Source organism: Streptomonospora mangrovi (assembly GCF_027604915.1).
GTDB lineage: Bacteria > Actinomycetota > Actinomycetes > Streptosporangiales > Streptosporangiaceae > Streptomonospora > Streptomonospora mangrovi.
In genome coordinates, this window is the sequence record NZ_JAJAQC010000040.1 from 54,701 (window position 1) to 72,335 (window position 17,635).

Genomic DNA, 17,635 nt, shown 5'->3' on the forward strand with positions numbered 1-17,635 from the left:
GCCCGCGCCGTAGGGTGTCCCTGGCGCCGACGCGACCCGCCCGAGGGGCGGTGTGCGGCGGCGGCGACGGAGCGGGGGTGGCGTGTGGCGGCCGGAGGGGGACCGGGCGGCGGCGAGGTGGCGTGGGGGACCCCGGCTGCCCGCTGGATCCTGACGGCCACGGTACTGGGGTCGGGCATGGCGTTCCTGGACTCCACCGTGGTCAACGTGGCGCTGCCGGCGATCGGCGGCGACCTGCGCACCGGGGTGGCCGGGCTCCAGTGGATCGCCAACGGCTACATGGTCACGCTCTCGGCGCTGATCCTGCTCAGCGGCTCGCTGAGCGACCGGTTCGGCCGGGTGCGGCTGTTCACCCTGGGCGTGGCGTGGTTCGCGGTGGCCTCGGCGCTGTGCACGGCCGCGCCCACCCTGGGCTGGCTGATCGCCGGGCGGGTGTTGCAAGGGGTGGGCGGCGCGCTGCTGACCCCGGGCAGCCTGGCCATCTTGCAGGCGAGCTTCCGCAGGGGCGACCGGGCGCGGGCCATCGGCGCGTGGTCGGGGCTCACCGGGGTGGCCTCGGCGATCGGGCCGTTCGTGGGCGGGTGGCTGGTCGACATCGGGTCCTGGCGGCTCATCTTCCTGATCAACCTGCCGCTGGCGGCGGCGGTGCTGTGGATCGCCCGGCGGCACCTGCCGGAGTCGGTGGACGACCAGGCGCCCGCGCACCTGGACTACACAGGCGCGCTGCTGGGCATGGTCGGCCTGGCCGCGCTGACCTACGCGATGATCGCCTCGGGCGAGGAGGGCGCGCCGACGGCGGGCACCGCCGCGGCGGCCGTGCTGGCGCTGGCGGCGCTGGCGGCGTTCGTGTGGGTGGAGCGGCGCGGGCCGCACCCCATGCTGCCGCTGGACATCTTCGCCTCCACCCCCTTCACCGTGACCAACGTGGTGACGGTGCTGATGTACGGCGCGCTGGGCCCGCTGCTGTTCCTGCTGGTCATCTACTTGCAGGAGGTGCTGGGCTACTCGGCGGTGGCGGCGGGCGCGGCCTCGCTGCCGATCACGCTGCTGATGCTGGCGCTGTCGGGGCAGTCGGGGCGCCTGGCCGAGCGGATCGGGCCGCGCTGGCAGTTGGCCGCCGGGCCGCTGCTGGTGGCCGCCGGGCTGGTGGTGCTGGCGCGGATCGGGCCGGGCGACACCTACCTCACCGCCGTGCTGCCGGGCGTGCTGCTGGTGGGGCTGGGGCTGTCCACGGCCGTGGCGCCGCTGACCGCCACCGTCCTGGCCTCGGCCGCCGAGCGGCACGCCGGGGTGGCCTCCGGGGTCAACAACACGCTGGCGCGCACCGCGCAACTGGTGGGCGTGGCGGCGGTGCCGGTGCTGGCCGGGATCACCGGCGGCGCCGGGGTGGCCGGCGGGTTCGCCCCCGCGATGCTGATGATCGCGGGGCTGGCCGCGGCGGCGGGGCTGCTCGCCCTGGTCCTGCTGCGCCGGGTGCCCAGGCCCAGCGGCCCGGCGGCACCCACCGAACCCGAGGCGGCGCCCGCGCCCGAGCGCCCGGTCGCGCCCGGGCCCGCGCCGGAGGCGGCCGCCGACCGGATGTTCTGCGGGGTGTGCGGGCCCCCGCTGAGCGCCTGCCCGCACTCCTCGGCCGGGCGGCCCGCTTCGCCCGACGCCTGAGAGGTCCTAGAGTCGGTGGCATGGGACATCCGGCCTCCGATGGCGCAGCGCCGGCCGTCGTGTTCGCGGGCGGCGGAACCGGCGCCGCGCTGACCGCGATAGCGCTGCTGCGCGCCACCACCTGGCTGCGGCTGTCCTACCGGATCGTGCTGCTGGACGAGCACGGCCGCTTCGCGCGCGGGCGGGTGTACGGCGCCGCCGGCGGCGACTGCCCGCTGGAGGCCCCCGTCAAGGACATGTCGGCGCTGCCGGACCGCCCCTGCCACCTGCTGGAGTGGCGGCGCGCCACGGGCGCGGCGTGCGGGCCGGGCACGGTGCTGGCCCGCCGCGTCTACGGCGACTACCTCGCCGACACCCTGGCGGCCACGGCGGCGTGGGCGGCGCCCTATGCGGCCCTGGACACCCGCGCGGCGCGGGTGGCGGCGGTGGCGGCCGACGACGCGGCCGCGCGCGTGCTGCTGGCCGGCGGTGAGCGGGTGGAGGCGGCGGCGGTCGTGGTGGCCACCGGCGACCCGGCCGAGGCGGCGCCGCCGCCCGTGGCCGGAGCGGTGCGGGGCGAGGCGGGCGCGGGGCTGGCCGCGTGCCGGTGCGGCGCGGTGCTCACCGGGGCGGGCGAGCCGGCGCGGCGGGTGTTCGCGGTGGGCGCGGTGCGCGGCGACGGCGGTCCGGCCACGGTGCCGCGCATGCGCGAACAGGCCGAGGCGCTGGCCCAGCGCATCGCCGACACCGTGCTGCGCACCCCGCCGGGCCGCGCGCGCTGACGCCCTCGGCGGTCCGCGCGGCGGCGAGGCGGGCGGCGTCGTTCGGGGCGGAGGCGGCCGGCCGGCGGGGATAGGGCCGGGGCGGTGGTGTCCGGAGGTGCCGGCAGCGGGGCCGGGGTCAGTGCGGGCCGCGCCGGGCCCGCCGCTCGCCGGCGCGCAGCCGGAAGGGCCGCAGCGCCGACTCCATCTGCACGGCCAGGTCCATCTTGCTGGAGCCCTCGCGGCGGTCCTCGAAGTGGATGGGGATCTCCACGATCTTCTGCCCGCGCGCGAACGCCCGGTAGTGCATCTCGACCTGGAAGCTGTAGCCGCTGCTCTGGATGCCCGGCAGGTCCAGCACCTCCAGGGCCTCGCGCCGCCAGATCTTGAACCCGGCGGTGACGTCGCGGATGGGCAGCGCCAGGATCGCCTTGACGTAGGCGTTGGCCCAGCCGCTGAGCAGCCGCCGGTGGGCGCGCCACTGGTCGGAGAGGCTGCCACCGGGCACGTAGCGGCTGCCGATCACCACGCCGGCGCCGGTGGAGAGCATGGTCCCCAGGAGCTGGGGCACGTAGCCGGGCGAGTGGCTGAGGTCGGCGTCCATCTGCACGACGAAGTCGGCCCCGTCGGCCAGGGCGCGGGTCATGCCGGCGACGTAGGCGCGGCCCAGGCCGTCCTTTGCCTCGCGGTGCAGCACGGCGACCCGCTCGGTGCCGGGGGTGTTGTACTCGGCGGCGAGCTTGTCGGCGACGCGGCCGGTGCCGTCGGGGGAGTTGTCGTCGACCACCACCAGCCGCAGCGCGGGGAGCCCCAGCGAGAACAGCCGCTCGACCAGCACGGGGAGGTTCTCGGCCTCGTTGTAGGTGGGCACGACGACGCTTACCGCGGAGCGCGCCCACGGGTCGGGCAGTGTCACCGGGGTCGGCATAGGCGCTCCTCTGGGGCTCGCGGGCTTGGGCGAATGACACGTAGCGTAGGGGGGTTCGCAGGGGTTTGCCCACCTTTGCCCGTAGGCGCGGCCCGGTCCGTCACTCGCCCCGGTCGACCTCCAGCACCGCGACGTGCACGAGCGTGCCCATGTCCTCCAGGGTCATCAGCACCTCGGGGTCGGCGTGGTTGTCGGTGATGAGGTGGGCGATGTGCTCGGGCGGCACGGTCTGCACCATGGTGTCGGCGCCGACCTTGGTGTGGTCGGCCAGCACCACGACCTCCTGGGCGCAGGCCACCAGGGCGCGGTCGACGCTGGCGACCGCCGGGTTGGGCGTGCTCAGGCCGCGGTCGGCGGTGATGCCGTTGCCCGAGACGAACGCCAGGCGCACCCGCAGCCCCGCCAGCGCCTGCTCGGCGGCGGTGCCCACCAGCGCGCGGATGGAGCCGCGCAGGGTGCCGCCGGTCATCACGACCTCGACGCCGGGGGCGGCGGCCAGCACCTCGGCGACCAGGAGGGAGTTGGTGACCACGGTGAGGTTCTGCCGGCCCACGAGTTCGCGGGCCAGGGCCTCGGTGGTGGTGCCGGGGCCGAGCACGATGGCGTCGTCGTCCTCGACCAGGCGGGCCGCCGCGGCGGCGATGGCCAGCTTCTCGGGCGCGGCCTGGCCGGACTTCTGGGCGTAGCTCTGCTCGTAGCCCAGGCGGCCGGGCAGCGCGGCGCCGCCCCGGCGGCGGTCGATCAGCCCTTCGGCCTCCAGCGCGCGGACGTCGCGGCGCACCGTGACCTCCGAGGCGCGCACCCGCGAGGCGATCTCGCGCAGGGCCATGGCGCCGTTGGCCCGCACGAGTTCCAGGATGCGCTCGCGGCGCTCGGCCGCGAACGCGGGGCGGGTCTCGTCTGCCATGCCAACTCCATCTCGGTGCGGGGCCGGGTGGGCGGCCCTGTGCGATCCGATGATAGAGCCGCCGTTCTCAGCCGAAATGCACTCCGTGGGCGTGGAACGACCGGTCGATGGTGTCGTCGTCGGCGGTGGAGTCGTCCTCAAGGGCGGGGCCGCGGACGACGAAGGCGAGCACGAACAGGGTGATGAGCACGCCGAGTATGACGAGGGTCGCAATACCGAACAGCACCATGATGGACACGAGGGCCTCCCTGGCGAGCGGGCTGACCGGCGACGTCGCGGTGAAAGGCGGCCTCACACCGGAGGGGTCATAGGAGTCGATGCCCGGTGGCGAGGGGTTTCATGCCCCGGACGGGCGAGCGGTTTGCGGGCGGTCCGGCCGGTACCGGCCGGGGGGTGGGGTGGGGGTGCGGGTCCCGCCGGATAGGGCACCTCGGAAGGACGGTCGGGCGGGCGCCGCCGCCCGTGCCGGTGCCGACCTGGCGGGCCGGTGGGGGCCGGGCCACAATGGGGCGGTGACTCCCCTGACGTGCGACCTGTGGTGGGGCGACATCACCGCCATCACCCCCGACCGACTGCGCGACCTGTACGGCCTGCTCGACGCCGACGAGCGGCGGCGCCACGCCCGCTTCCGCATGCAAGCCGACAAGGACCGCTACGCGCTCGCCCACGGGCTCGCGCGCCTGGCGGTGGGGCGGGCCGCCGGGATCGCCCCGGAGTCGGTGGCCTTCGACCTCCGCTGCATCCCCTGCGAGCGCAAGGCGGACCCGCCCGACCGGGGCCCGCACGGCAAGCCCCGCCCCAGCGGCCCGGCCGAGGGGCTGGAGATCTCCTTCAGCCACTCCGGCGACCGCGTGCTGCTGGCGATGGCGCGGGGGGTGGCGGTGGGCGCCGACGTGGAGCGCGTGCGGCAGTTGCACACCGGCCTCGACGGCCTCCTCGACCACGCGCTGACCGAGGGCGAGCGCGCCGACCTCGCGGCGCTCGGCCCCCGCGATCGGGAGGCGGCCTTCTTCACCTACTGGTCGCGCAAGGAGGCGCTGCTGAAGGCCACGGGCGAAGGGGTCGGCAACCTGACCGCCGTCGCCCTCTCCGTCCCCGGCGCCCCGATCGAGGTCCGCTCCTGGGACTCCCCCGACGCCCCGCCCCCCGGCCACGTCCAACTGCGCGACGTCCCCGCCGGGGAGGACTACCGCGCCGCCGTCGCCGCGCTGACCCCCCGGCCCCTGGAAGTCGTGTTCCGCGACACCGACGACCTGCTGCGGTAACCGCCCACGCCGGTGCGGGGTGGCCGGGCAGTGGTTGGCCGGGCGCGGCGAGCCGGGCACGAGGACCGAATACGCCAGAGTGTGACGGTCTAGGCGTATTGGGCGCATTGGGAGTATTAGGGGGATTTGCGCGCCACAATAGGACCGTGACTCCCCTGACGTGTGACCTGTGGTGGGGCGACATCACCGCCACCACCCCCGATCAGATGCGGGCTCTGCACGGCATGCTCAACGCCGAGGAGCGGCAGCGGCACGCCGGCTACCGCCTGCAAGCCGACAAGGACCGCTTCGCGCTGGCGCGCGGGCTCGCGCGCCTGGCGGTGGGCCGGGCCGCCGGAATCGCGGCGAAGTCGGTGGCCTTCGACCTCCTTTGCTTTGCCTGCGAACGCGGGGAGCCCGCGCACAAACTCGGCCCGCACGGCAAGCCCCGGCCCAGCGGCCCGGCGGAAGGGGTGGAGATCTCCTTCAGCCACTCCGGCGACCGCGTGCTCCTGGCGATGACGCGGGGGGTGGCGGTGGGCGCCGACGTGCAGCAAGTGCGCGGGATTGCCCTCGGACCCGATTCCCTCGCCGACGACCTGCTGAACGAGGCGGAGATGGCCCACTACACCAGACTCGATCCCGAGCAGCGCCAAGACGCCTTCTTCACCTTGTGGTCGCGCAAGGAGGCCCTGGTCAAGGCGACGCGAGAAGGTATAAAGGGGGTGACCGAGGTGACCATCTCGCCCCCGGGCGCGCCGATCGAGGTCCACGCCTGGGACTCGCCGCACGCCCCGCCCCCCGGCCACGTCCAACTGGCCGACGTCCCCGCCGGGGACGACTACCGCGCCGCCGTGGCCGTGCTCACCCCCCGGCCCCTGGAGATCGCCGTCGGCGACACCGCCGAACTGCTGCGGGACCTGCCGAACGCCCCCGCCCGCACCGACCGGCGCGGAGCCGGCACCCGCCGCGCGGAAGGCCGCGCGGAAACCCGCACCGCCCCCGCCGCTCGCCGCCCCAGCCCCGCAGCAGCGCCCCGCCATCGCCAGGGGCCGTCAGCCGCACGCTAGCGCGGTGGTGCGGGAGTCGGCGGAACTTCGGGGCGGCACCGGCCGATGGCCTGGCATCGCTGGGGGACCTGATCGGCGGTCATCGCCGGAGGCCGACCGCCCCAACGTGCTGACCGGCGGCGATTGGCCGGGGGCGAGTTCTGCTCTCTGTCTCGCTTCGGCCGTGTCTCGGCTGACCCTGTGCCTACCTGTCCGGCCGGGCCGCCCCGGGCCGCGGGGTCCCTGAGTGCCCTCAGCCGACGTCGAACGCCTTGGCGACGGTCAGTGTGTCCTCGTACAGGTGCATGCGAACGATCCGGCCGTCCTCGACCGCCAAATGCATGGCCACCGGTGTGGTGAACTCCTTGCCGCTGGTCACGGCGGTGTGCGTGAAGACCGCCAGCAGCACCACGTCACCACCGTCGACGATGAGGCGCTCCAGCACGACCTTGCTCCGGCCGTGCGCGAAGTGCGGCCACATGGTGGTGAAGTACGGCGCGACCTCCTCCCGGCGGGTACGGCGCCCGGTCCAGGGAAGTGCGCCACTGCCGGGGACGTGCCAGTCGATCTCCTCGGAGAACAGTTCCTGGATGCCGTCGGGATCCTGCCTGCCGAGGCGCTCCAGGAACTTCTCGGCCACGGCCCGCGAGGTCTGCGCATCTGTTGCCATCGTCCTTGTCCTTTGTCTGTTCATCGCGGCGCCCGGTCAGGTGGACGGTGGCGCCCTCGGCGGCGAAACGGCGGGCGATCGGCAGGCCGATGCCGCTGGATGCGCCGGTGACGAGGGCGGTCTTGCCGTCCGGTCGTCCCATGGGACTCCGCTGTTCCTTGGTGTAACGATTTTTGTTACATCGCCGGGTGCGAAATGCGACTCCCCTCGATCAGGGGAAGTCGACAATCCGAGGTCAGGCGACTTTCAAGACGTCCCGCAGCACGTCCTCCAGCGTGGTCTTGGCCAACTCCCCGCGCAGGGCGGCCTCCACGTCGTCGTACACGGCGGTCATCACCGGCCCGATACCGTGGCCCACGACGCACCCGGGGTCCGGTGCCGCGCGGTGCAGGGCGAAGACCGGCCCCGACTCGATCGCCTGGTAGACGTCGAGCAGGGTGATCGACGCCAGGTCCCGCGAGAGCATCCAGCCCGCCCCCGCGCCCCGCCGTGAATCGACCAGGCCGGCCTTGCGCAGTTCGCCCAGCAGGCGGCGGATCACCACTGGGTTGGTGTTGACGCTCGTCGCGATCTGCTCGGAGGTGGCGACCTCGTGGCCACGCCGCTGATACAGCCCGATCCATGTCAGGGTGTGCGCCGCGATGGTCAGCCTGCTGTTGGCGCTCACGTCGGACTCCACCTTTCCCGCCACCCGGGTCTAGTCGTAACCATATTTGTTACAACACTGTGCGGCAAGTCCTGCGGGGCGCTGAATCCTGTGGCAATCCCCCTCGACCCTCACCACACCACCCGCCCAATCGGACACTTGAGCCACAAACGTCCCTTATCGACATTTTTTCGTGACCTTGTGCCAGCCATGACTCACTTGACCGGCGCCAACCGCCGCTTGAAGTATGTGTTCGTGCGCAACCGTCGCTCTGGCCTGGCCCCCGCACCCGCTGCACCCGCAGGACCCGCCGCTCCCTCCGCCCCCACCGCCCGCCCGCTCGTCCGGCCCCGACCCTCCGGTTCCAGGTGAGCAAGGCCGCCCCCCGCCACGGAATCGCCGGTGAGGACGGCCGAGGAGCGCTGCTGTCGGTTGTCGAGACCGTGCACGGCATTCAGGTGGCCGACCCCTACCGCTGGCTGGAGGACCCCGACTCCCCCGCCACGCGCCAGTGGCTGGCCGAGCGCGACCGCGAGTTCGCCGCCGCCGCTTCCCGCTGGCGGCTGCGCGCCCCGCTGGCCCGGCGCATCCGCGAACTGGTGGCCACCGATTTGTGGACCCCGCCGGTGCGGCGCGGCGGCCTCGTCTTCGCCACCCGGCGCCCGGCCGGGGCCGACCACCCGGCGATCGTCGCCATCGGCCCCGACCCCCACAACCCGGGCGGTCCCCCGCGCGAGCGCACCGTCTTCGACCCCCACGCCTTCGACCCCAGCGGCGGCACCACCCTCGACTCCTGGGAGCCCTCCCCCGACGGCCGCCGCGTCGCCGTGCAGACCTCCTCGGGCGGCACCGAGCGCGGCGTGCTGCGCGTGCTCGACACCGACACCGGCCTGCCGGTGGAGGAGGCGATCCAGGGCGTGCGCTACTCCCACGTCGCGTGGGTCTCCCCCGAGGCGTTCTACTTCGTGCGCCGCGACGGCGCCGACGGCCGGCGCGGCGTGTGGCTGCACCGCGTCTCCACCGGCCGGGCGGAGCCCGACGTGCTGGTCCGGCCCTGCTCGGGGCCGCGCACCGTCCCGGGCGTGCGGCTGCTGGGCGGGCGCTGGCTCGTGGTCTCGGAGAGCCACGGCACCGGCCACCGCACCGACCTGTGGATCGCCGACCTGGGCGAGGCCGCCGCGCGGGGCGCCGACCGCGCCCCCGCCGGCGTAGACCGCGACGGCGGACCGGCCCGCCCCCGCTGGCGGCCCGTGCACGTCGGCGTGGACGCGGAGTCCCACCCCGACCTCGGCCCCGACGGCGTGCTGTACCTGCGCACCACCCTGGGCGCCTCGCGGCGCCGCGTCTGCGCCGTGGACCCGGCCGACCCCGGCACCGACCACTGGCGCGAGGTCGTCCCCGAGGACCCCGAGGCCACCCTGGACGGCTTCGCGGCGGCGGGCACCCCCGAGGCCCCGGAACTGCTGGTGACCCGCACCCGGCTGGGCATCAGCGAACTCGCCGCGCACGACCCGCGCGACGGCCGCCTGCTGCGCGTGCTGCCGCTGCCCGGCGAGGGCATGGTCACCCGGCTGGAGGCCGAGCCCGACGGCGGCGCCCACCTGTGCTACGCCGACGTCGCCACCCAGCAGTGCGTGCTGACCCTGGCGCCCGGCGCCGACCGCCCCCGGCCCTGGCCGCGCGGGGCGGAGCCCGCGCGCCCGGCCGACATCCGCCGGCGCACCACGTGGTGCCGCTCGGCCGACGGCACCCCGGTGCCCGTCACCGTCTTCGCCGCCGCCGGGGTCGCCGACCCCGCCACCGCCGCCGCCCCTGCCGACACCGCAACGGCCTCGGGTGCTCCCACTGCCGCCACCACCGCCGCCGAGGCGGCCGCGGCCGCCCTCCCCGATCCCTCAGGGGCCGCCTTCTCGCACGCCCCCGCCGCCTCCGGCTCAGCCCCGACCCCGGCGTCCGCGTCCGCTCCCCCCTGCGCCGGCGACCCGCCCTTCGCCCCCGGCCCCACCATCCTGCACGCCTACGGCGGGTTCGGCCGCCCCCGCCAGTTCGGGTTCAGCGCCACCGTGCTGGCCTGGCTGCTGGCGGGCGGGCGCTACGCGGTCGCCCACGTGCGCGGCGGCGGCGACCGGGGCCGCGAGTGGCACCTGCGCGGTTCGGGCCGCGCCAAGGTCCGCGCGGTCGAGGACCTGATCGCCGCCGCCGACGAACTCGCGGCCGCCGGGTGGTGCGCCCGCGACCAACTGTGCCTGTCGGGCGGGTCGGCCGGCGGGCTGCTGGTGCTGGCCGCCGCCGCGCTGCGGCCCGACCTGTGCTCGGCGGTCATCGCCTCGGCGCCGCTGACCGACATGGCCCGCTTCGAGCGGCTGGGCCTGGGCTCCATGTGGACCCGCGAGTTCGGCACCGCCGCCGACCCCGGCGACTTCGCCGCGCTGATGTCCTACTCCCCCTACCACCGGGTGCTCGCCGAGGGCACCGCCCGCCATCCGGCGGTGCTGCTCACCGGCTTCCACGGCGACACCCGCACCGACGCCGCCCACCCGCGCAAGATGTGCGCCGCGCTCCAGTCGCGGGGCGGGCGCCGCCCGGTGCTGCTGCGCTACGAGCGCGACGTCGGCCACGGGCCGCGCGCGGTCACCCGCGCCATCGCGCTGGCCGCCGACGCCCACGCCTTCGCCGCCGACCAGACCGGGCTGGCCGGCCCGGCGGGCGGGCGCGGCGGCGTGCCGGCGGCGCGGTCGCGGGAGGCGACGTGACGTCCCCAGGCAGGCGGCCGCCCCGGCGGCCCCACCCCCCGCGCCGGTGCGCGCGGGGGCGGCGGTCCTCCCCCCGGAAGGGGGTTGGCGGTGCACCGTCCGCGGGTTGAGGCCACCTGGCCCGCGCGGGCGGCGCGCCGATGTCGAGAGCGTCAACACGGAAAGGAGACCCTTATGGATCCCTTCGAGATCGAGGTCGAGGTGGAGGACCTGGCCGAGGTCACGTCGCGGGACATCACCGCCGGCGGCGACACCGACGGCACGGACTCCAGCTCCGACTTCATCTAGACCGCACCAGACGGTCGCGTAGGGGCCGCCGGGGGCGCACGCGCCCCCGGCGGTCCGCCGCGGCCGGCGCCGCAGTGGAGGATGCCCCCACCATGACCGACCGCCTGTTCACCGAGACGCTGCGCGCCGCCCTGGGCGACGACTTCCTCTCCACGCGGCTGTCGTCGGACTTCGTCTTCGCCGACGTCGGCGAAGACACCGTGCGGCACCTGCTCACCTTCGCCGACCTCAACGAGATCCTGAGCACCCGGGGCCTGGCCCCGCCGCAGTTGCGCCTGCACCGGCAGGGCGCCCCGGTCCCGGCGGCCCGCTACACCGACACCGCCGGCGCCTCCACCGGCGCGCGCACGGTGGTGCGCCCCGAGGGCCTCTACCGGGAGCTGCGCGAGGGCGCCAGCCTGGTGCTGGACGGCGTCGACCGGCTGCACCCGCCCGTCCGCGCGGCCACCGACGACCTCATGCGGCTGGTTCGCGAGCGCGCGCAGGTGAACCTGTACCTCATCTGGGGGTCCTCCCACGGGTTCGACACCCACTGGGACGACCACGACACCTTCATCGTCCAGTTGGCGGGCACCAAGCACTGGAAGGTGCACGGCCCCGGCAGCCGCCCCCACCCCATGAAGGTCGACTCCGACCACGCCCACACCCCGCCCGAGGGCACGGTGTGGGAGGGCGTGCTGCGCCCCGGCCAGGTGCTGCACGTGCCGCGCGGCTGGTGGCACACGGTCACCGGCACCGGCGACGTCAGCATGCACCTGACCTTCGGGTTCACCCGCGCCACCGGGGTGGACTGGGCGCGCTCGCTGCTGGAGCGGCTCTACGTGGAGGTGTTCCGCCAGGACCTGCCGCGCTTCGCCGGGGAGGAGGAGCGGCGCAAGCACGAGAGCGAGCTGCTGCGGCGGCTGGCCGACGCCGCCGAGCAGCACGGCCTGGACGCCTTCCTGGCCGAGCGCGACGCCCGGTTCCCCCGGCGGCAGTCCTTCGCCCTGCCCTGGGCGGTGGACGGCGCCGCGCCCGCGGAGTCCGCCCGCGTGGAGTTCGTGCCGATCCTCGCACCGGAACTGGAGCGCGAGGGCGACCAGGTGGCGGTGGCGGTCTCGGGCCGCCGCTACCGGTTCCCGGCCCTGGCCGAGCCGGTGCTGGCGGCGCTGGCGCGCGAGCGGGCGCTGACCGTAGGCGAGCTGGCCGAGCGCTCCGGCACCCCGGTGGAGGCGGTGGTCGGGGTGGTCCGCGCCCTGGTGCGCCACCACCTGGTGCTGCTCTCCTGAGTCTGCTGAGTCTTCCGAAGCCGGGCGGCGCCCCGCGCGGGGCGCCGCCGGCTCAGGCTCCCTCGGCGCCCCCGGCGTCCGCCGGGTCCTGGCCGACCCGGGCCTGCGCGCCCTCTCGCGCGCGGACGTAGGACTCCACGCCGTCCAGCAGGCGGTGCAGGCCGAAGGACGCGTCGATCTCGACGTCGCCGACGACCTCCTCGACCCCGGAGGCGGGCGGGGGCGGCGGGGGGTCGAACGCGCCTTCGGCGACGGCGGCGGCGACGTGGGGGTAGCGCTCGGGGTCGGCGAAGCGCCGCAGCGTCTGGCCGTAGGCGTCCAGGGCCGCGGCCTCGCTCACCCCGTTGCGCCGCCGCGCGGTCTCGGTCTGGACGGCGATGCGGGCCAGCTCGCGCGATGCGCCGTCGATGAACGTCACCGTGGAGATCCGCTCGCCGACCGAGAGGCGGGTGCCGGCCAGCGCGCCCAGGTAGGCGTCGAACCAGGTGAGCTGCATGGGCGCCATCGGGGGGCCGGAGATGTCGATGCGCAGCAGCCAGGGCCGCCGCCGGTAGACCGCCATGACCGCGCCGACCAGCTCCTCCATCCGCTGCCGCCAGTCGGCCCCGGCGGCGGGCTCGGGCGCGCGTCCCAGCGCGGCGTCGGCCATCAGCACCACCAACTGCTCCTTGCTCTGCACGTAGCGGTAGAGCGACATGGTGGTGTAGCCCAGGTCGGCGGCGACGCGCTGCATCGAGACCGCCTCCAGCCCCTCGGCGTCGGCCACCGCCACGGCCGCCGACACGATCTTGTCCAGGCTGAGCTTGGGCTTGGGTCCGCGGTTCGGCCGCTCCTGGACACCCCACAGCAGCGCCAGGTCCTTGTCCACGTCGGCCGCCTGCCGCTCGCCCGCTGACGCCACGAGCGCACCCCCCGTCACTGTTGTCGGCTTGACTCCATCCTAGATCTGTGTATGACTTAAACCAATTAGTGTGCGACATACACAGAAGGGAGGTGCGGCATGGGCACCACCCCCGACCTCGCGGTCAGCGCCGAAGGGCTGGTCAAGAGCTACGGCGCCACCCGCGCGCTCGACCACCTGGACCTGGCCGTGCCGGCGGGCACGGTGATGGGCCTGCTCGGCCCCAACGGCGCCGGCAAGACCACCGCCGTGGAGATCCTGGCCACGCTGCGCCGCGCCGACGCCGGCCGCGCCGTGGTCGCCGGGCACGACGCCGCCCGCGAACCCGAGCGGGTGCGCGAGCGCATCGGCCTGACCGGCCAGTACGCCGCCGTCGACGAGATCCTCACCGGGCGGGAGAACCTGGTGATGTTCGCCCGGCTCAGCGGCCTGGGCGCCGCCACGGCGCGCCGCCGCGCCGACGACCTGCTGGAGCGCTTCGACCTCACCGCGGCGGCCGGGCGGCCCGCCGGCCGCTACTCCGGCGGCATGCGCCGCCGCCTGGACCTCGCGGCCAGTCTGACGCTCGACCCCGCCGTGCTGTTCCTGGACGAGCCCACCACCGGCCTGGACCCGCGCAGCCGCAACGGCGTGTGGCGGGCCGTGCGCGACCTCGTCGGCGCGGGCACCACCGTGCTGCTGACCACCCAGTACCTGGAGGAGGCCGACCGGCTCGCCGACCGCATGGCGGTCATCGACTCCGGCCGGGTGATCGCCGAGGGCACCGCCGAGCAGTTGAAGTCCACCGTGGGCGGCGACCGCGTCGACGTCGTGGTGGAGGAGGCCGCCGACCTCGAACCGGCGGCGGCCGTGCTCGCCCGGGTCTGCGGCACCGCGCCGCGCACCGACCCCGAGGAGCGGCGCGTCAGCGCCCCCGTGGCGGCCGCCGACCGCATCGCCGCGCTGACCGGCGTGGTGCGCGGGCTCGACGCCGCCGGCCTGCGGGCCACCGACATCGGCGTGCGCCGGCCCACCCTGGACGACGTCTTCCTGGGCCTGACCGGGCGCACGGGCGCCGACCGGGAGGGCGCCGCGCGACCGGCCGCCCCCGCGCCGGCGCCGGCCGGGCAGGGGGCCGCGGCATGACCGCCTCCACCGCCGCCCGCCCCGCCGCCACCGCGCCCGCGCCGCGCTCGGGCGGCCGGTTCGCCCGGTTCTGGTCCGACACCGCCGTGCTGACCCGCCGCAACCTGACGCACGCCGTGCGCTCGCCCGCCGAGCCGCTGCTGGCCCTGCTGGTGCCGCTGATGATGGTGCTGCTGTTCGGCTTCGTCTTCGGCAACGTGATGGCCGCCGAGGGCACCGGCGGCACCCCCGAGCAGTTCCGCGAGTACCTGATGCCCGGCATGTTCGTGATGGCGATGCTGTACTCGGTCGCCGCCACGGCCGGCGGCGTGGCGCTGGACGTCGACAAGGCCGTGATGGGCCGGTTCCGCTCCATGCCCATGGCGCCCTCGGCGCTGCTGGCCGCCCGCTCCGCCGCCGACCTGGTGCGCGCCCTGCCCGAGATCGCGGTGCTGATCGCCTGCGGCCTGCTCATCGGCTGGGAGTGGACCGAGGGGTGGGACCGGGCGCTGGCCGCCGTCGGCCTGCTGCTGCTCTTCCGCTTCGCCATGACCTGGGTGGGGATCCTGCTGGGGGTGCTGGCGCCCAACCCCAACGTGGTGGGGCTGATCGTCTACCCGCTCGCCTTCCCCCTGGGCGTGCTCTCGACCATGTTCACCCCGCCCGCGCTGATGCCCGAGGTGCTGGGGCGCATCGCCGAGTGGAACCCGATCTCGGCGGTGATCGACGCCGCGCGGGTGCTGTTCGGCAACCCCCGCATCGTCGGCGACTCCTGGGTGGCCGACCACCCGCTGCCCATGGCCCTCGCCTGGTCGGGGGCGATCATCCTGCTCTGCGCCCCCCTGGCCGTGCGCCGCTTCCGGCGGCTGAGCCGCTGACGTCCGCGCGGGGCGCACCGGTGCGCCCCGCGCCCGAAACGAAAGACGCGACATGACCGCAACCCCCGCCCCGCCCGGACCCCCGTCGGCCGACCCGGGCGCGTCCGCCGGCGCCACCGCGCCGGCCGCGCCCCGCCCGCCCAGGCCGCGGCGCGCCCCCGCGCCGTGGTGGCGCCGCCCCTGGATCGGGCCCCTGGCCCTGGTGACCGCCGCCTTCCTGGTGCTGTCCCTGCCGCCCTACCTCACCCTGGACCCCGCCGCCTCGCGGGTGCCGCTGCACGAGGGCAACCCCCTGCACTACCCGCTGCTCATCGGCCACATCCTGTTCGGCACCGTGGCCCTGGTGACCTGCTGCCTCCAGGTGTGGCCGTGGCTGCGGCGGCGCCACCCGGCGGTGCACCGCTGGAGCGGCCGGCTTTACGTGTTCGCCGGCGTGCTGCCCGGCGCGCCGCTGGCCCTGGCCTCCTCCATCCTGGGCCAGCAGGGCCTGAGCCAGCAGGTCGGCAACTCCGTGCTGAGCCTGCTGTGGTTCGCCTTCGCGGTCGCGGGCTGGCGGGCCGCGCGCCGCCGCGACTTCGCCGCCCACCGCGAGTGGATGGTGCGCGGCTTCGCCCTGACGTTCTCGATCGTGGCCAACCGGCCCTGGATCGTCATCTGCACCCTGCTGGCGCTGCCGCAACTGGACACCGTCTACGGCGGCAGCGAGGCGGTGATGGTCCAGTCCGTCGCCGGCGCCTCGGTGTGGCTGAGCTGGCTGGTGAACCTGTTCATCGCCGAGTGGTGGCTGCGCCGCCGCGCGCGCCCCGCCCGGCCGCGCCGCACCGTCCGGGTGTGACCGGGTCGGCACCGGCATCCGCCGCTGGGGGGCCGCCGCGCGGCGGCGGCCCCCCACCCCTGGTGAGGGGGCGCACGGGCGCCTCCCCGCACCCGCGAAACGCACCGAAATACCCGTTTTCACGGTGGTTCGGGCGGGGTAAAGGATCTTGGCGGTCATTGCTTGGCCGCCGGGAATTAGGGTAGCCTCAACTAAAGAACGGTGATCATCTTCGCCGGTGTCCGGCGGCGACGGCGCGCGCTCAAGCGCGCCCGCGCCCCACCGTCACGGCCGATTCCAGGAAGGCGGACCCCGCATGGGCGGAGAGCAGCAGGCCCCGCTGCAAGCGCTCCTCGACTCCTGCGCCGTCCTGAAGTTCGCCCCGCTTCCCGAGATCCGCACCGCCACCGTGCAGCACACCCGCGAACACGTGGGCACCGAGCACTGGTACCGCACCGACCTCATGGTCGCCGAGGGCGCGGTCGGCCCCCTGTTCACCCAGGTCACCACCCACCACGGCCCCGGGCACAAGCTGCCGGCCGCCACCCACTTCCTGCGCGCGCTGCTGCGCGAGCCGATCTTCCTGGTCTCGGCGGGCGTCTACCTCACCGGGCGGGCGCCGCTGCTGGACGAGCGCCACCTGTGGTTCCCGTGGCTGTCCACCGCCGCCTTCGGCACCCCCGCCATCACCAGCTCGCGCGTGGCGGTGCTGCCCGGCGACCCCGCCGCCGGCCACCCCGACTCCGTGGTGGTGCCCGACGAATCCGCGCTGGACGCGCTGGCCGCCCGGCACATGGTGCGGGCGTTCTCCCCGATCATCGACGCGCTGCACGCCCACACCCGGGTGGGGCTGCGCACCCTGTGGGGCTGGGTGCTGGACACCCTGCACTTCTACATGCTCAACCCGGCGCGGTTCCTGGGCCGCGACGCCGAGGCCGCCTGGGAGCGCGCCGGCCGGCTGGGCGCCGCGCTGATCGAGGCCGGCGCGGTCACCCGGGCCCGCCCCCGGCTGTTCCCGTTCTACGACAACCACCCGCGCGGCACCTGGGCGGTCCGGGGCACCTGCTGCTTCGACTACAAGGGCGACCCCGAGCACGGGTACTGCACCACCTGCCCGCTCAAGTGCGACTCCGACCGCCGCGAGGAGCTGCGCGAGTGGATCCGCAACCCGGCGCTGGCGCCCTGACCCCCATGCTCCCCGCCCGGCCCCGGCGGCCGCGCCCCGCGCGCGCCCGCATCACGGGTCCAGCCGCACCACGGCGGGCTTTTCGGCCCGGAAGTCGCTGAGGCGCAGTTCCACCGGATCGGCGCCGGCCGGGATGTCGAACACCAGGCCGCCGCGCCCCTCCTCCCCCGGCCCCAACCGCCCGAACAGCCGGCCCGAGCCGCCCACCCGCAGCCCCGCGGAGGTGTCGGGGGCGTGCGCGCGGCCGTGGGAGTCCACCAGCCGCTGGTCGGCGTCGGTGAAGGTGGCGGCCTCCTCGCCGGTGTTGCGCACCCGGAGGCGGGCGATGACGAACCGGCCCTCGGCCCGCTCCCCGGTGACCTCGCCGCCCACGCGGCGCACTCCGGTGTGGACGCGGGTGACGTGGAACTCCAGCCCGCCCGAGGCCACTCGGTCGCCCACGCCCCCGGTGCGCCCGCCGTCGGCGCCCGCCCGCGCCGGCTCAGTGGCCGCCGGGCGCCCGGCCGGCCCGCCGGCCGCCCCGGGGTGGGCGGCCACCAGCGCCACCGCCGCGGCGCCGGCGGCAAGGACCAGGGCGAGCGCGGCGACGGCGACCGGGCG

General features: G+C 75.6%; 17 protein-coding genes and 1 pseudogene. 10 read left to right on the forward strand and 8 right to left on the reverse strand.

The features are described from left to right. The first annotated feature begins 84 nt into the window (after positions 1 to 84). Both LG943_RS20605 and LG943_RS20610 read left to right on the forward strand, forming a co-directional pair. Positions 85 to 1,659 (forward strand): MFS transporter, encoded by a 1,575-nt coding sequence (locus tag LG943_RS20605; protein WP_270073969.1) that lies wholly within the window; start codon positions 85 to 87, stop codon positions 1,657 to 1,659. Between the two features lie 20 nt (positions 1,660 to 1,679). Further along, a complete protein-coding gene (locus LG943_RS20610; RefSeq protein ID WP_270073970.1) occupies positions 1,680 to 2,420 on the forward strand; it encodes an FAD/NAD(P)-binding protein in 741 nt (246 codons plus the stop codon). Between the two features lie 118 nt (positions 2,421 to 2,538). Here the strand turns inward: LG943_RS20610 and LG943_RS20615 are convergent, their stop codons facing one another. The 3 genes from LG943_RS20615 to LG943_RS20625 all read right to left on the reverse strand — a co-directional run bounded on the left by LG943_RS20615 (position 2,539) and on the right by LG943_RS20625 (position 4,472). Beyond that, entirely contained in the window at positions 2,539 to 3,327 is a 789-nt protein-coding gene (locus LG943_RS20615; protein WP_270073971.1) for a polyprenol monophosphomannose synthase, read from the reverse strand. Positions 3,328 to 3,427: 100 nt separating this feature from the next. Beyond that, on the reverse strand, positions 3,428 to 4,234 hold the full coding sequence (locus LG943_RS20620; RefSeq protein WP_270073972.1) for a DeoR/GlpR family DNA-binding transcription regulator: 807 nt from the start codon (positions 4,232 to 4,234) through the stop codon (positions 3,428 to 3,430). A 67-nt stretch (positions 4,235 to 4,301) separates the two neighbouring features. Then, positions 4,302 to 4,472, reverse strand: coding sequence for a hypothetical protein (locus LG943_RS20625; protein ID WP_270073973.1), 171 nt, complete (start codon positions 4,470 to 4,472; stop codon positions 4,302 to 4,304). 274 nt (positions 4,473 to 4,746) lie between these two features. On the opposite strand from LG943_RS20625, the gene LG943_RS20630 reads away from it, so the two are divergent. Both LG943_RS20630 and LG943_RS20635 read left to right on the forward strand, forming a co-directional pair. Next, positions 4,747 to 5,499, forward strand: a complete 753-nt coding sequence (locus tag LG943_RS20630) for a 4'-phosphopantetheinyl transferase family protein (protein WP_270073974.1) — start codon at positions 4,747 to 4,749, stop codon at positions 5,497 to 5,499. Positions 5,500 to 5,645: 146 nt separating this feature from the next. Then, complete coding sequence (locus LG943_RS20635) at positions 5,646 to 6,548, forward strand: 4'-phosphopantetheinyl transferase family protein (RefSeq protein WP_270073975.1); 903 nt, start codon at positions 5,646 to 5,648, stop codon at positions 6,546 to 6,548. Positions 6,549 to 6,780: 232 nt separating this feature from the next. Here the strand turns inward: LG943_RS20635 and LG943_RS20640 are convergent, their stop codons facing one another. The 3 genes and pseudogenes from LG943_RS20640 to LG943_RS20650 form a co-directional block, all read right to left on the reverse strand. Continuing rightward, positions 6,781 to 7,197 carry a nuclear transport factor 2 family protein gene (locus tag LG943_RS20640; protein ID WP_270073976.1) on the reverse strand — a complete coding sequence of 139 codons (417 nt, stop codon included), beginning with the start codon at positions 7,195 to 7,197 and terminating at the stop codon, positions 6,781 to 6,783. Between the two features lie 25 nt (positions 7,198 to 7,222). Continuing rightward, positions 7,223 to 7,339, reverse strand: a pseudogene (locus LG943_RS20645) (SDR family NAD(P)-dependent oxidoreductase); the annotation flags it as partial. Positions 7,340 to 7,432: 93 nt separating this feature from the next. Then, positions 7,433 to 7,864 (reverse strand): Rrf2 family transcriptional regulator, encoded by a 432-nt coding sequence (locus tag LG943_RS20650; protein WP_270073977.1) that lies wholly within the window; start codon positions 7,862 to 7,864, stop codon positions 7,433 to 7,435. A gap of 347 nt (positions 7,865 to 8,211) precedes the next feature. On the opposite strand from LG943_RS20650, the gene LG943_RS20655 reads away from it, so the two are divergent. Next, the gene (locus tag LG943_RS20655) at positions 8,212 to 10,596 is read left to right on the forward strand and encodes a prolyl oligopeptidase family serine peptidase (protein ID WP_270073978.1); all 2,385 of its coding nucleotides are present in this window, start codon (positions 8,212 to 8,214) and stop codon (positions 10,594 to 10,596) included. A 380-nt stretch (positions 10,597 to 10,976) separates the two neighbouring features. Continuing rightward, on the forward strand, positions 10,977 to 12,152 hold the full coding sequence (locus LG943_RS20660) for a JmjC domain-containing protein (protein ID WP_270073979.1): 1,176 nt from the start codon (positions 10,977 to 10,979) through the stop codon (positions 12,150 to 12,152). A 52-nt stretch (positions 12,153 to 12,204) separates the two neighbouring features. Here the strand turns inward: LG943_RS20660 and LG943_RS20665 are convergent, their stop codons facing one another. Beyond that, entirely contained in the window at positions 12,205 to 13,053 is an 849-nt protein-coding gene (locus LG943_RS20665) for a TetR/AcrR family transcriptional regulator (protein WP_270073980.1), read from the reverse strand. Between the two features lie 99 nt (positions 13,054 to 13,152). Between LG943_RS20665 and LG943_RS20670 the strand changes: the two genes are divergently transcribed. The 4 genes from LG943_RS20670 (at position 13,153) to LG943_RS20685 (ending at position 17,035) form a co-directional block, all read left to right on the forward strand. Next, on the forward strand, positions 13,153 to 14,178 hold the full coding sequence (locus LG943_RS20670) for an ATP-binding cassette domain-containing protein (protein ID WP_270073981.1): 1,026 nt from the start codon (positions 13,153 to 13,155) through the stop codon (positions 14,176 to 14,178). Next, entirely contained in the window at positions 14,175 to 15,035 is an 861-nt protein-coding gene (locus tag LG943_RS20675) for an ABC transporter permease (protein ID WP_270073982.1), read from the forward strand. The genes LG943_RS20670 and LG943_RS20675 overlap by 4 nt, the downstream gene beginning before the upstream one ends. A gap of 52 nt (positions 15,036 to 15,087) precedes the next feature. Continuing rightward, positions 15,088 to 15,870 (forward strand): DUF2306 domain-containing protein, encoded by a 783-nt coding sequence (locus LG943_RS20680; protein WP_270073983.1) that lies wholly within the window; start codon positions 15,088 to 15,090, stop codon positions 15,868 to 15,870. 295 nt (positions 15,871 to 16,165) lie between these two features. After that, a complete protein-coding gene (locus tag LG943_RS20685; RefSeq protein ID WP_270073984.1) occupies positions 16,166 to 17,035 on the forward strand; it encodes a (2Fe-2S)-binding protein in 870 nt (289 codons plus the stop codon). Positions 17,036 to 17,086: 51 nt separating this feature from the next. Here the strand turns inward: LG943_RS20685 and LG943_RS20690 are convergent. Next, on the reverse strand, positions 17,087 to 17,635 hold a 549-nt coding region (locus LG943_RS20690), incomplete at its 5' end, for a DUF4352 domain-containing protein (protein WP_270073985.1).